The following is a 12966-nucleotide window of genomic DNA, read 5'->3' as shown; positions in this document are numbered from 1 at the left end:
TATCCTGGTCAGGTTGTCTGTTCGCGCCGCACAACGCTGCGGCCGTCGGACTCAGACCCCAAGTACTGATTTTCGAGGAGTTCTTCATGGCCGCCGTGTGCGACATCTGCGGAAAGGGACCGGGCTTCGGTATGTCCGTCTCGCACTCCCACCGTCGGACCAACCGCCGCTGGGATCCGAACATCCAGACCGTGCGTGCCGTGGACCGTCCGGGCGGCAACCGCAAGCGCGTCAACGCCTGCACCTCCTGCCTCAAGGCCGGCAAGGTCACCCGCGGCTAGTTTCGGCTACCGCCGGGCGGATTGCTTCCGCCTGACAACTGAAAGCTTCACACGAAAGCGCTGCACGTACTCCGTGCAGCGCTTTCGTGTGTCTTCGGGCCAAGTTCGCGGCCCGCGAGCGGCCGGATAGTGCACACCAAAACCGGCGTGTCGCCGTACAAACACGGTCGCTCGCGGGAGGTGTACCTAGGGCAGGCGCCAGTCGATGGGTTCCGCGCCCAAACCCGTCAGCAGCTCGTTGGCCCGGCTGAAGGGCCGGGACCCGAAGAAACCGCGCGACGCCGACAACGGTGACGGGTGCACCGATTCGATGCTCGCGCAGCGTTCGCCGGTGAGCATGGGCTTGAGGGTCTGCGCGTCGCGGCCCCACAACACCGCCACCAGCGGCTGCGGCCGCGCGATCAGGGCGTTGATCGCGCACTCGGTGACGGCTTCCCAGCCTTTCCCGCGGTGCGACGCGGGATTGCCCGGCCGGACCGTCAGCACCCTGTTCAGCATCATGACGCCCTGCTTCGACCACGGGCTCAGGTCACCGCAACTGGGAGGCTCGTAACCCAGGTCCGCGGTGTACTCGGTGAAGATGTTGGACAGACTGCGCGGCAGCGGCCGCACGTCGGGCGCCACCGAGAAACTCAGCCCGACGGCGTGCCCGGGGGTCGGGTAGGGGTCCTGGCCGACGATCAGCACCCGCACCTCGTCGAAGGGGAAGGTGAAGGCGCGCAACACATTCTCCCCCGCCGGCAGATAGCCGTGACCGGCCGCGTTCTCGGCGCGCAGGAATTCACCCATCGCGGTGATCTGCGGGGCGACGGGTGCCAGGGCCGTGGCCCAGCCGGGGTCGATCAGGTCGTGCAGGGGTCGGGCGCTCACGCCAGTACCTTACTGACCGAACGATTCCCATCCGCCGGCTCCATGCCATGACGCGCCGTCGACCGTCACGCGCGGTTCGCCGGGCCCGACGGTTCCGATCGCCCGCCACCCCGCCGGCAGTGCGCCACCGAAAGTGCCGACCAGCACGTGGTCCTCACCGCCGCCGAGCACCCAGTCACGGGCGTCGCCACCGACCATCGCGGCCGCCGGCGTCAGCGTCGCCACGTCGACCTCGAGCGCGGCCATGGACAGGTCTACGGCGACGCCGGAGGCCGACGCGATGTGGCCGAGGTCGGCGACCAGCCCGTCGGACACGTCCGTCAACGCGGTCGCGCCTGCCACCGCGGCGGCCGCCCCCTGTCCGTACGCCACGTGCGGCACCAGATGCCGTCGGCGCAACTCGTCGAACTCGTGGATGCCTTTGCGCCACAAGGTATATCCGGCACCCGACCAGCCGAGGTCACCGATCACCGCGACGGTGTCCCCCGGTTGCGCACCGGACAGCAGCACGGGCGCGCGGCCACCCAGGTCGCCCAGCACCGTCACCGAGACCACCCACTGCGGTGCGGCCACCAGGTCACCGCCCACGATTCCGGCACCGAATTTCGTTGCCTCCGACCACATTCCGTCAGACAACCGCTGCGCGTCGGCGGCCTCGGTGTCCACCGGCGCCCCGAAGCCGACGACGAACGCGTAGGCCCGGCCGCCCATGGCCTCGATGTCCGCGGCGTTCTGCGCAATTGCCTTGCGGCCCACATCATGCGGTGTGGACCAGTCCAGCCGGAAATGCCGGCCCTCGACCAGCATGTCGGTCGACACCACGACCCGGCCGTCGGCGGCCGTCAGCAGCGCGGCGTCGTCACCCGGGCCGACGACGACCTCGGCGGGCTGGGTGCGGCGAGCGGTTATCCGCCCGATCACCGCGAACTCACCGAGCCCCGCCAGGGTCTCCCGGGATTCCGCGCTGCTCATGGTGGTGGAGTCTATGGCGCACGACCGCCGTCGGCCGCCCGGGGCGACGGGCGCTCTAGAGTTGCCGTCATGACCGAACCCGGCGACCACAGCGCCCTGGCCGGCGATCTCGATGGGCCGCCCCGCGGCGCCATCATCGCGGCTGTCGTCGTGGCGGTCGCCGCGATCGTCGGTCTGCTCGCGTATGCGGCACTGCGGCAGGCGCCCGCGGACAAGCCCGTTGCGCTCCCGCTCGCCGGCGCGCCGGCGCCGCAGGCCGACAGCGACCAGTGCCGGGCACTCCTCGCGGCGTTGCCCGACACCATGGGCGATTTCCGGCGGGCGACGCTCGCGGACCCCGCCCCGCCCGGCGCCGCCGCGTGGCTGGGCCCGACCGGCATCGACACGGTGGTGCTGCGCTGCGGTGTCGAGCGGCCCGACGATTTCGTGGTCGGCGCCCCGCTGCAGATGGTGAATGCGGTGTCGTGGTTCGAGGCCAGCGGAGCGGGTGCCAGCACCTGGTATGCCGTCGACCACGGCACGCCTGCCACCTACGTCGCGCTGACCCTGCCGCAGGGCTCCGGCCCGACACCGATCCAGACCATCTCCGAGCTCATCGAGAAGGTGATGCCGCCCCGGCCGCTGGACCCGGCACCGGCCCGCTAGCGCAGCCCGGTCCCCCGCCCGACCGCGGTATCGACCATGACACTGAGCAGGGTGGCGTAGTCGACACCACTGGCCGCCCACATCTGCGGGTACATCGAGATGGTGGTGAAGCCGGGCATGGTGTTGATCTCGTTGATCACCGGCCCGTTCTCGGTGAGGAAGAAGTCGACGCGCGCCAGGCCCTGGCAGTCGAGCGCCTTGAACGCGCGGATGGCCAATTGCCTGATCTCGTCTGCGGTTTCGTCGTCGACCTTGGCGGGCACGTCGAGTTCGGCGGCGTCCTCGAGGTACTTGGTGGCGAAGTCGTAGAACCCGCCACCCACGCGAATCTCACCCAGCTCACTGGCCGCGATCCGGCCGTCCGGGTACTCCAGCACGCCGCATTCCACTTCGCGGCCCGGCATCGCGGCTTCCACGATCACCTTCGGATCATGTTGGCGCGCATAGGCGATGGCCTGATCCAGCTCGTCCCACGACGCGACCCGGCTGACGCCGATGGAGGATCCACCGCGGGCCGGCTTCACGAACACCGGCAGCCCCAAACGTTCCCGGTCGTCGAGGCTCAGCGTCGCGTCGCGCGGCCGCAGCACCACCTGGTCGCCGATCGGCAGGCCGTCGGCGGCCAGCAGCTTCTTGGTGAATTCCTTGTCCATCCCGGCCGCGCTGGCCAGCACACCCGCGCCGACGTACGGCACCCCGGCCAGCTCCAGCAGGCCCTGGATGGTGCCGTCCTCGCCGTACGGGCCGTGCAGTACCGGGAAGACGACGTCGACGGCCGTCAGCACCTGCGCGACGCCGTCCTGCAGGGACAGCAGTTCGCCGCGGCGGTTCGGATCGGCGGCCAGCGTCAGAGCGGTTCCGGACGCCTCGGTGACACCCGGCAGCTGCCCGTCGGTGATGGCGAGGGTCTCCGGACGACCGTCGCCCAGCACCCAGGAACCCTCCGGGGTGATGCCGACGGCGACGACCTCGTAGCGGGCCGGGTCCAGGTTGCGCAGGATGCTCCCGGCCGAAACGCAGGAGATGGCGTGCTCTGAGCTGCGTCCGCCGTAAACGACGGCGACCCGGGTACGGCCGGCGGCTGCTGAGGATTGAGGGGCAGTCACAATCTGGAGAGGCTACCTGGCTACCCCAGCGCACCCGTGATGTCGGCCAGTAGGTCGTCGGTGTCCTCGATCCCGAGCGATATCCGCGCAAAACCCGGCTCCACCGCATCGCCCCAGCGTGCGCGCCTGTCGACCGAGGTGTGGATACCGCCGAAACTGGTCGCGGCAACCAGCAGCTGACTGCGGTTCACCAGCTCCCGGACGGCGGCGGCGTCGGCCAGCTCGATCGCGATGAGGCCGCCGAAACGTCGCATCTGATCGCGGGCGACGGGGTGCGCCGGGTCGGTCGGCAGGCCCGGATAACGCACGGTCCGCACGGCGGGGTGGGCGTCGAGCGTCATCGCCAGCGCCAGCGCGTTGCCGCACTGCCGCTCGAACCGCAGACCGGCGGTGCCGAGGCTGCGCAGCGCCAGCCAGGCCTCGAAGTGGCCGAGGATCGCGCCGGCCAGCAGACGGTCCCGTTCGATGGCAGCCATGAGGTCGCGATGGCACCCGGCGACGTAGCCGGCCAGCAGGTCGCTGTGCCCGGACAGCCCCTTCGTCGCGCTGGCCACCACCAGGTCCGCGCCGAGCGACAGCGGCCGCTGCCCCAGCGGGGTCGCGGCGGTGTTGTCCACCATGAGGGTCGCGCCGCGCGAGCGGCAGATCGTGGACAACCGGTGCAGGTCGACGACATCCAGCGTCGGGTTGACGGGAGATTCGGCGAGCACGACGTCGGCGCCCGCGGCGGCGTCGTACATCTGCGCGGCGGTCGCCTCGATCACCGTGACGCCACGGGCCGCGAGATGCTCGGCCGCGTATCGGCGCACCTGGTAGTAGCCGTCGGCGGGGACCACGAGCGTGGTGCCGGGGATTGCCAGCACCCGCAGCGCGGACGATATCGCGGCCATCCCCGAGGAGAACGTCAGCGCCGAGGTGGCGCCCTCCAGCTCGGCCAGGGCCGATTCCAGTTGACGCCAGGCCGGATTGGAGTTGCGGCCGTAGAAGTCCAGACCGTCCGATTCATCGTCGGACAGGTGATACGCCGCCACCGGAACCGGGGGCGGCGCCACCGGCAGCCCTGGAACCCGTTGCGACGCAGTCGCTTTGACGGTACGGGTGGAGTCGCCGAGCTGGCCGTCCACGGCCCTACTCCGGCTTGGTGCTGCGGCCGAGCAACAACGCGAACGCCTGGTCCACCGACAAACCCTTGTGGCACACCCGGTTCACCGCGTCGGTCAGCGGCATCTCGACGTCGTAACTCTCGGCCAGCGCCAGCACCGACTGGCAGGACGTGACGCCCTCGGCGACCTTGCCGCTGGCCGCGGCCGTCGCCGACTCCATGGTGCCGCCGCGCGCCAGGCGCTCGCCGAAGCTGCGGTTGCGGGACTGCGGCGAGGTGCAGGTGGCGACCAGATCACCGACGCCGGCCAGTCCGGCCAGCGTTACGCCCTTGGCGCCGAGCGCGATTCCCAATCGCATGATCTCGGCCAGCCCGCGGGTGATGATCGCGGCGGCCGTGTTCTCGCCGAACCCGGCGCCCGCCGCCATCCCGCAGGCCAGCGCGATGACGTTCTTGCAGGCCCCGCCCACTTCGGCGCCGATCACGTCGGCGCTGGTGTACGGCCGGAAGTAGCCGGTGGCGAAGGCGCGCTGCAACGCGACCGCACGTCCCGAATCGGTGCACGCGATCAGCGTGGCGGCCGGCTGCTCGTCGACCACTTCGCTGGCCAGGTTGGGTCCGCTGAGGACGGCGACCCGGCTCGGGTCGGCACCCGTGACCTGGACGATTACCTGGCTCATGCGCAACAGGTTGTCGAGCTCGATGCCCTTGGCCACGCTGACGAGCGTGGTGTCGTCACCGAGGTATCCGGTCCAGGCGGTCAGATTGGTGCGCAGCGTCTGGGACGGCACCGCAAGCAGCACGGTGCAGGCGCCCGTCAGCGCCTCGGCGGGATCCGCCGTCGCCTTGATGGACGCCGGCAGCGTCCGGTCACCGAGATACTTCGAGTTCCGGTGGGTCTCGTTGATCTCGCGCGCCACCTCCGCGCTGCGCGCCCACAACGTCACATTGTTGCCCGCGTCCGCCAGGACTTTAGCCAGTGCCGTCCCCCACGCGCCGGCACCCATCACCGCTGCCTCCACCACGCGTCAACAGTAGCCCCGCCGGCCCTTTGGCAGTATGGCGGTCATGAGCGGCGACCCGAGGGTGCAGACGGCCGGCGATGGCGCCGGTGTCGGGTTGATCATCGCGGTGAAACGGCTGGCCGCGGCCAAGACCCGACTGGCCCCGGTTTTCGCCGGCGATCTGCGCGAGCAGGTGGTGCTCGCGATGCTGCTCGACACCATCACCGCGGCCCTGGCCGTGCCGGCCGTCGGCTCGGTGACCGTCGTCACGCCCGACCCGGACGCCGCCGCCGCGGTGCGCGAACTCGGTGCCGGCGTGCTGCTGGACCCCACGCCGGCCGGACACCCCGATCCGTTGAATCACGCACTCGCCGCCACCGAGCGCGTGCTGCGGGACCGGGTGACGAACGTCGCGGTGTTGCAAGGTGACCTGCCCGCGCTGCGCACCGCGGAATTGGCCGACGCGATCGCCGGCGCCAGTCGGCATGCCCGCAGTTTCATCGCCGACCGGCACCGGACCGGCACCGCGGCACTGTTCGCCTTCGGTGCCCCACTCGTTCCCGAGTTCGGCGCCGATTCCGCACGGCGCCATGCCGATTCGGGCGCGGTGGAACTGCCGGGTGACTGGCCGGGCCTGCGCTGTGACATCGACACCCCGGACGACCTCGAGACGGCGCGCCGGCTCGGTGTCGGCCCGGCCACGACGCGGATCGTCGGCTGACCACCGGCGTTCACCAACCATGTGGCCTGCACCCAGCAGATAGGGAATGATCGTCGGGGTGACCGAAGCCGACACCCGTTCAGCACACACCGACCGCACACCCGTCGACTCGGACCCGGAGACACTGCCCGCTGCCACCGCGGATCCGACGGACGGCGCGCTACCCGATGACCGGTACCTCAACCGCGAGCTGAGCTGGCTGGACTTCAACGCCCGGGTGTTGGCGCTCGCCGCCGACCGGTCGCTGCCGTTGTTGGAGCAGGCCAAGTTCCTGGCGATCTTCGCCTCGAATCTCGATGAGTTCTACATGGTCCGGGTGGCCGGGCTGAAGCGCCGTGACGAGACCGGGCTCTCGGTCCGGTCGGCGGACGGGCTGTCGCCGCGCGAGCAACTGCGCCGGATCGGTGAACGCACCCAGCAGATCTCGACCCGACACGCCACGGTGTTCGGAGAGGTGGTGCGCCCGGCACTGGCCGAGCAGGGCATCACGATCGTCAACTGGAGCGAGCTGGACGAGCACGAGCAGTCCAAGCTCTCCACGTATTTCCACGATCAGGTGTTCCCGGTGCTGACGCCGCTGGCCGTCGACCCCGCGCACCCCTTCCCCTTCGTGAGCGGCCTGAGCATCAACCTCGCCATCACCGTGCGCAATCCCGACGACGGCACCCAGCACTTCGCCCGAATCAAGGTGCCGGACAACGTCGATCGGTTCGTGGAGCTGCCCGAGCCGGGCACGACGGGCGACGGCGTGAAGTCGCGCGTGCGGTTCCTGCCGATGGAAGAACTCATCGCGGCGTTCCTGCCGGTGCTGTTCCCCGGGCTGGACATCGTCGAGCACCACGCGTTCCGGATCACCCGCAACGCCGACTTCGAAGTCGAAGAAGATCGCGACGAGGATCTGCTGCAGGCGCTGGAACGCGAGCTGGCGCGCAGGCGGTTCGGCTCACCGGTTCGGCTCGAAGTCGCCACCGACATGACCGAGAACATGCTCGACCTGCTGCTGCGCGAGCTCGACGTGCACCCCGGCGACGTGATCGAAGTTCCTGGACTGCTGGACCTTTCGTCACTGTGGCAGATCTACGGCGTCGACCGGCCCGACCTGAAGGACCGGCCGTTCGTGCCGGCCACGCCCCCGGCGTTCGGCGAGCGGGAGACACCGAAGAGTATCTTCTCGACGCTCCGCGACGGCGACGTCCTGGTGCACCACCCGTACGACTCGTTCTCCACCACGGTGCAGCGTTTCATCGAGCAGGCCGCCGCCGACCCGAATGTGTTGGCCATCAAGCAGACGCTGTACCGCACCTCGGGTGACTCCCCCATCGTCAACGCCCTGATCGACGCCGCCGAGGCCGGCAAGCAGGTGGTGGCGCTGGTGGAGATCAAGGCCCGGTTCGACGAGCAGGCCAACATCAAGTGGGCCCGCGCGCTGGAGCAGGCGGGCGTGCACGTGGTGTACGGGCTCATCGGGCTCAAGACCCATTGCAAGACGGCGTTGGTGGTGCGTCGCGAAGGTTCGACCATCCGCCGCTATTGCCATGTGGGCACGGGCAACTACAACCCGAAAACCGCACGCCTGTACGAAGACGTCGGCCTGCTGACGGCCTCGCCGGAGATCGGCGCCGACCTCACCGACCTGTTCAACTCGCTGACCGGCTACTCACGCAAGGTGTCGTACCGCAACCTGCTGGTCGCTCCGCACAGCGTGCGGCGCGGCATCATCGAGCGCATCGAGCGCGAGATCGAGGCCAAGCGGGCCGGCGGCGACGGCCGGATCCGGATGAAGATGAACGCCCTGGTCGACGAACAGGTCATCGATGCGCTGTATCGGGCGTCGCAGGCCGGGGTGCGGGTCGAGGTCGTGGTCCGGGGTATCTGCGCGCTGCGTCCGGGCGCCGAGGGATTCTCCGAGAACATCGTCGTGCGCTCGATTCTCGGCCGCTTCCTTGAACATTCACGCGTTATTCACTTCAACGCCATCAATGAATTCTGGATCGGCAGCGCCGACATGATGCATCGTAATCTCGACCGACGCGTCGAGGTGATGGCGCAGGTGAAGGACCCGAGACTGACCGAGGAGCTGAGCGGGGTGTTCGATTCCGCGATGGATCCGGCCACCCGTTGCTGGGAGCTGGGTCCGGACGGACACTGGACCGCGCTGCCGCGCGAAGGCGAGAAGGTCCGGGATCACCAGGTGTCGATCATGGAGCGGCATCGCACGCCGTAGTTTTCGCCCGGCAGCAACGCACCGCGAAAACCTGATCCCGACAACCACATCCAGGAGCACAGGTGCCGAACAAGACGGCGCATGACACCCGCGCGACGCCGGTGCTGGCAGCGGGGGCGGTGTTGTGGCGCCCCGGCGAATCCGGCGCGCCACTGATCGCCGTCGTCCACCGACCGCGCTACGACGACTGGTCTCTGCCCAAGGGCAAGGTGGATCCCGGTGAAACCGAACCGGTTACCGCCGTACGGGAAATCCTGGAAGAGACCGGGTACGAGTCGGTGCTGGGCCGCCGGCTGGCCTCCGTCAGCTATCCGCTGGAGTACGGCACCAAGAAGGTTCGCTACTGGGCGGCCCGCACGACCGGCGGCGGGTTCAGCCCCAATGCCGAGGTCGACAAGCTCGACTGGCTGCCGGTGGCCGAGGCCATGCTCCGGCTGCAATATCCGCATGACCGACAAGTTCTGCGGCGCTTCACCCGTCGGCCCGCCGATACCCGCACCGTGCTGATCGTCCGGCACGCAACCGCGGGCCGCAAGGCTCGGTACAAGGGCGACGACCGGCTGCGGCCGCTCGACAAGAAAGGCCGGGCACAGGCGGAATCGCTTGTCGGCCAACTGCTCGCTTTCGGTGCCACCGAGGTCCACGCGGCGTCACGCACCCGGTGTCACCAGACCGTGGAACCGCTGGCGCAGGAGCTCGGTGTCCGGGTACGGGATGAACCGACGCTGACCGAAGAGGCCTTCGCGGGCGACGCCGACGCGGCCCGCAAGCGGGTGCTGAAGATCGCCGCAAAGGCAGATGACGAAACGGTCCCCGTCATCTGCACGCAGGGCAAGGTGATCCCGGATCTGATCTCGTGGTGGTGCGAGCGCAGCGGCATCCGGCCCGACAAATCGCGTAATCGCAAGGGCAGCATGTGGGTGATGTCACTGCACGGTGACGCGCTCGTCGCCGCGGATCACATCGGCAGCCCACTGCCGACGAAGCGCTGACACTCCACACACAGACACGCCGTGGATCGGTTGATCCACGGCGTGTCCGAGTCGGACCTATCGGATAGGGCTTAGCGGCGGCCCTTCTTGGCGGGAGCAGCCTTCTTGGCCGGTGCGGCCTTCTTGGCGGGAGCGGCCTTCTTGGCCGGAGCCGCAGCCTTCTTCGCCGGTGCGGCCTTCTTGGCGGGAGCGGCCTTCTTGGCCGGAGCCGCAGCCTTCTTCGCCGGAGCGGCCTTCTTGGCGGGAGCGGCCTTCTTGGCCGGAGCCGCAGCCTTCTTCGCCGGAGCGGCCTTCTTGGCCGGAGCGGCCTTCTTGGCCGGAGCCTTGGTGGCGGCGGCCTTCTTGGCGGGAGCGGCCTTCTTGGCCGGGGCGGCCTTCTTGGCAGCGCCACGCTTGGCCGGAGCTGCGGTGGCGCCGCGCTTCACGGCGGGGCCGTCAGCCGAAAGACGCTGCAGGCCAGCGACAACGGCCTTGAACTGAGCGCCCGGGCGGAAAGCCGGAACCGACGTCGGCTTCACCTTGACGGTCTCACCGGTGCGCGGGTTGCGCGCGACGCGGGCGGCGCGGCGACGCTGCTCGAAGACGCCGAAGCCGGTGATGGTGACGCTCTCACCCTTGTGCACGGCGCGGACGATGGTGTCCACGATGTGCTCGACGGCCGCGGTGGCCTGACGACGATCGGTGCCCAACTTCTCTGTCAGGGCATCGATGAGTTCTGCTTTGTTCATCCAAAACCTCCGATTTCAGTGGCCCTGGGTGGACCGACTAATGCACACGGTAAACCCAGTACCCGCCGATTTCCAAGAGCCACGCCCGGTTTCGGGCATAGCTATGACGAAATTCGGCAATCCGGTTGGCCCACTTGGGAGGTGGTTGAGAGGTTTCGAAACGTGGTTGCGGGGGCAGGGATTCGAGCTGCGCCCGAGTGCCGAAATTGCTCCGCAGGCCCTCCGCCGGGGCCTGCGGAGCCCCTTGGTCAGGCCGGCAGAGTGCGCGGTTTGTAGCTCGGCCGACGCTGCTCGAAGGCCTCGATCTCGTCGCGTTTCCGCAGCGTAAGGCCTATATCGTCAAGACCTTCGAGCAGCCGCCATGCGGTGTAATCGTCAATCTTGAAGGGCAGCACGACCGTTCCCGCGGTCAAATTCCGATCTTGAAGATTCACAGTGATTTCCAGCCCCGGGTTCTGCTCGATCAGCTTCCAGAGCAGTTCGACATCGTCCTGTGCGACCTCCGCGGCGAGCAATCCGGCCTTGCCAGAATTTCCCCGAAAAATATCTGCGAAGCGCGACGAGATGACGACCCGGAATCCGTAATCCATCAATGCCCACACCGCGTGTTCGCGCGACGAGCCGGTGCCGAAATCGGGTCCGGCGACCAGAACCGAGCCGCGGTCGAACGGCGGGAGGTTGAGGATGAACGACGGATCGGTCCGCCAGCCGGCGAACAGTCCGTCCTCGAAACCCGTTCGGGTGACCCGCTTCAGGTACACCGCGGGGATGATCTGGTCGGTGTCGACATTGGACCGGCGCAGCGGAACGCCGATTCCGGTGTGGGTGTGGAAAGCCTCCATTACAGTGCGCTCCTAGCTCAGATCAGCGGGTGAGGACAGGGTTCCGCGCACCGCGGTGGCGGCGGCGACAGCGGGAGACACCAGGTGGGTGCGGCCGCCCTTGCCTTGGCGGCCTTCGAAATTCCGGTTGGATGTCGAGGCGCTGCGCTCCCCCGGAGCCAGCTGATCGGGGTTCATGCCCAGGCACATCGAACATCCGGCCTGCCGCCATTCGGCGCCGGCGGCGGTGAAAACCTCGCCCAGACCCTCGGATTCGGCCTGTGCGCGCACCGCCATCGATCCGGGCACCACCAGCATCCGCACGCCATCGGCGACCTTGCGGCCACGCAGCACGTCGGCCACCACTCGCAGATCCTCGATCCGGCCGTTGGTGCAGGACCCGACGAACACGGTGTCCACCGCGATATCCCGCATGGGCGTATTGGCCCGAAGGTCCATGTAGGCCAACGCCTTTTCGGCGGCCAGCCGGTCGCCTTCATCGAACATCTGTTCTGGGTCAGGGACATTCGCGGACAGCGGCACGCCCTGCCCGGGGTTGGTACCCCAGGTGACGAACGGGCTCAGGGTGGCCGCGTCGACGTGCACCTCGGTGTCGAATTCGGCACCCTCGTCAGTACGTAACGCCGTCCAGGCCGCCACGGCCGCGTCCCAATCCGCCCCCTGCGGCGCATGCGGACGGCCCTTGAGGAACTCGAACGTCGTCTCGTCGGGCGCCACCATGCCGGCGCGGGCGCCCGCTTCGATGCTCATGTTGCAGATCGTCATGCGGCCTTCCATCGACAGCGATTCGATGGCACTGCCGCGGTATTCGATGACGTGACCCTGACCGCCGCCCGTACCGATCTTGGCGATCACCGCGAGAATGATGTCCTTGGCACTGACACCCGGCGGCAGTTCGCCGTCGACATTGACCGCCATGGTCTTGAACGGCTTGAGCGGCAACGTCTGGGTCGCCAGCACATGCTCGACCTCGGACGTGCCGATGCCCATCGCGATCGCGCCGAAGGCACCGTGCGTCGAGGTGTGGCTGTCACCACACACCACCGTCATACCGGGCTGGGTCAGACCCAGCTGCGGTCCGATGATGTGCACGATGCCCTGCTGCGCGTCACCCATCGGGTGCAGGCGGATGCCGAATTCCGCACAGTTGCGCCGCAGCGTCTCAACCTGAGTGCGGGACACGGGATCCGCGATCGGCTTGTCGATGTCGATCGTGGGGACGTTGTGGTCCTCGGTCGCGATGGTGAGGTCGGGGCGATGGACGGGACGACCGGCCAGGCGCAGGCCGTCGAATGCCTGCGGGCTGGTGACCTCGTGCACCAGATGAAGATCTATATAGATGAGATCGGGTTCGCGGGCGGCACCTTCACCGGCACCCTCGACCACCACATGGTCCGCCCAGACCTTCTCCGCCATGGTGCGTGGCTTGTTCGTCATGACTGTGCAGTTCCTTCCGCGATACCCGGGAGGGCTGACCTA

13 protein-coding genes are annotated in these 12966 nt (G+C 68.6%); 5 read left to right on the top strand and 8 right to left on the bottom strand.

Features of this window, described 5'->3' with window-relative positions; genetic code table 11:
- Positions 1-86: 86 nt before the first annotated feature.
- Complete coding sequence (rpmB, locus tag ACZ5IQ_RS11635; protein ID WP_029105766.1) at positions 87-281, top strand: 50S ribosomal protein L28; 195 nt, start codon at positions 87-89, stop codon at positions 279-281.
- 186 nt (positions 282-467) lie between these two features.
- On the opposite strand, the gene ACZ5IQ_RS11630 is transcribed toward rpmB, so the two are convergent.
- Entirely contained in the window at positions 468-1151 is a 684-nt protein-coding gene (locus ACZ5IQ_RS11630) for a uracil-DNA glycosylase (protein ID WP_226521571.1), read from the bottom strand.
- 9 nt (positions 1152-1160) lie between these two features.
- Entirely contained in the window at positions 1161-2123 is a 963-nt protein-coding gene (locus ACZ5IQ_RS11625) for a thiamine-phosphate kinase (protein ID WP_064860455.1), read from the bottom strand.
- Between the two features lie 69 nt (positions 2124-2192).
- Here ACZ5IQ_RS11625 and ACZ5IQ_RS11620 point away from each other — a divergent pair, with 69 nt between their 5' ends.
- Complete coding sequence (locus ACZ5IQ_RS11620) at positions 2193-2768, top strand: DUF3515 domain-containing protein (RefSeq protein WP_464481286.1); 576 nt, start codon at positions 2193-2195, stop codon at positions 2766-2768.
- On the opposite strand, the gene ACZ5IQ_RS11615 is transcribed toward ACZ5IQ_RS11620, so the two are convergent.
- From ACZ5IQ_RS11615 to ACZ5IQ_RS11605, 3 genes are read right to left on the bottom strand one after another with little or no spacing between them, the layout of a single operon-like run.
- Positions 2765-3874, bottom strand: a complete 1110-nt coding sequence (locus ACZ5IQ_RS11615) for a D-alanine--D-alanine ligase family protein (protein WP_133425935.1) — start codon at positions 3872-3874, stop codon at positions 2765-2767. The two genes, ACZ5IQ_RS11620 and ACZ5IQ_RS11615, sit on opposite strands and share 4 nt — an antisense overlap.
- A 20-nt stretch (positions 3875-3894) precedes the next feature.
- Positions 3895-4998 (bottom strand): cystathionine gamma-lyase, encoded by a 1104-nt coding sequence (locus ACZ5IQ_RS11610; RefSeq protein ID WP_135357177.1) that lies wholly within the window; start codon positions 4996-4998, stop codon positions 3895-3897.
- A 4-nt stretch (positions 4999-5002) separates the two neighbouring features.
- Positions 5003-5983 (bottom strand): NAD(P)H-dependent glycerol-3-phosphate dehydrogenase, encoded by a 981-nt coding sequence (locus tag ACZ5IQ_RS11605; protein ID WP_135357188.1) that lies wholly within the window; start codon positions 5981-5983, stop codon positions 5003-5005.
- A 61-nt stretch (positions 5984-6044) separates the two neighbouring features.
- Here ACZ5IQ_RS11605 and cofC point away from each other — a divergent pair, with 61 nt between their 5' ends.
- From cofC to mutT1, 3 genes are all read left to right on the top strand, one after another.
- A complete protein-coding gene (cofC, locus tag ACZ5IQ_RS11600; RefSeq protein ID WP_374704297.1) occupies positions 6045-6701 on the top strand; it encodes a 2-phospho-L-lactate guanylyltransferase in 657 nt (218 codons plus the stop codon).
- Between the two features lie 58 nt (positions 6702-6759).
- Positions 6760-8925, top strand: a complete 2166-nt coding sequence (locus ACZ5IQ_RS11595) for an RNA degradosome polyphosphate kinase (protein ID WP_374704296.1) — start codon at positions 6760-6762, stop codon at positions 8923-8925.
- A gap of 62 nt (positions 8926-8987) precedes the next feature.
- Positions 8988-9917 carry an 8-oxo-(d)GTP phosphatase MutT1 gene (gene mutT1 / locus ACZ5IQ_RS11590; RefSeq protein ID WP_464481285.1) on the top strand — a complete coding sequence of 310 codons (930 nt, stop codon included), beginning with the start codon at positions 8988-8990 and terminating at the stop codon, positions 9915-9917.
- 71 nt (positions 9918-9988) lie between these two features.
- Here mutT1 and ACZ5IQ_RS11585 read toward each other — a convergent pair whose 3' ends face one another.
- The 3 genes from ACZ5IQ_RS11585 to leuC form a co-directional block, all read right to left on the bottom strand.
- On the bottom strand, positions 9989-10645 hold the full coding sequence (locus tag ACZ5IQ_RS11585; RefSeq protein WP_293020781.1) for an HU family DNA-binding protein: 657 nt from the start codon (positions 10643-10645) through the stop codon (positions 9989-9991).
- A gap of 248 nt (positions 10646-10893) precedes the next feature.
- Entirely contained in the window at positions 10894-11487 is a 594-nt protein-coding gene (gene leuD, locus ACZ5IQ_RS11580; protein WP_064860460.1) for a 3-isopropylmalate dehydratase small subunit, read from the bottom strand.
- A gap of 12 nt (positions 11488-11499) precedes the next feature.
- Positions 11500-12924, bottom strand: coding sequence for a 3-isopropylmalate dehydratase large subunit (leuC, locus tag ACZ5IQ_RS11575; RefSeq protein ID WP_135357174.1), 1425 nt, complete (start codon positions 12922-12924; stop codon positions 11500-11502).
- Between the last annotated feature and the right edge of the window lie 42 nt (positions 12925-12966).

Source organism: Mycobacterium toneyamaense (genome assembly GCF_055384815.1).
This window is presented reverse-complemented; position numbering and strand designations above follow the sequence as displayed.

What these genes read in the sequence shown, in the direction of transcription:
- rpmB (WP_029105766.1), top strand. Translation starts at nt 87, where the DNA reads ATGGCCGCCGTGTGCGACATCTGCGGAAAGGGACCGGGCTTCGGTATG.
- ACZ5IQ_RS11625 (WP_064860455.1), bottom strand. Translation starts at nt 2,123, where the DNA reads ATGAGCAGCGCGGAATCCCGGGAGACCCTGGCGGGGCTCGGTGAGTTC.
- ACZ5IQ_RS11620 (WP_464481286.1), top strand. Translation starts at nt 2,193, where the DNA reads ATGACCGAACCCGGCGACCACAGCGCCCTGGCCGGCGATCTCGATGGG.
- ACZ5IQ_RS11605 (WP_135357188.1), bottom strand. Translation starts at nt 5,983, where the DNA reads ATGGGTGCCGGCGCGTGGGGGACGGCACTGGCTAAAGTCCTGGCGGAC.
- cofC (WP_374704297.1), top strand. Translation starts at nt 6,045, where the DNA reads ATGAGCGGCGACCCGAGGGTGCAGACGGCCGGCGATGGCGCCGGTGTC.
- ACZ5IQ_RS11585 (WP_293020781.1), bottom strand. Translation starts at nt 10,645, where the DNA reads ATGAACAAAGCAGAACTCATCGATGCCCTGACAGAGAAGTTGGGCACC.
- leuD (WP_064860460.1), bottom strand. Translation starts at nt 11,487, where the DNA reads ATGGAGGCTTTCCACACCCACACCGGAATCGGCGTTCCGCTGCGCCGG.
- leuC (WP_135357174.1), bottom strand. Translation starts at nt 12,924, where the DNA reads ATGACGAACAAGCCACGCACCATGGCGGAGAAGGTCTGGGCGGACCAT.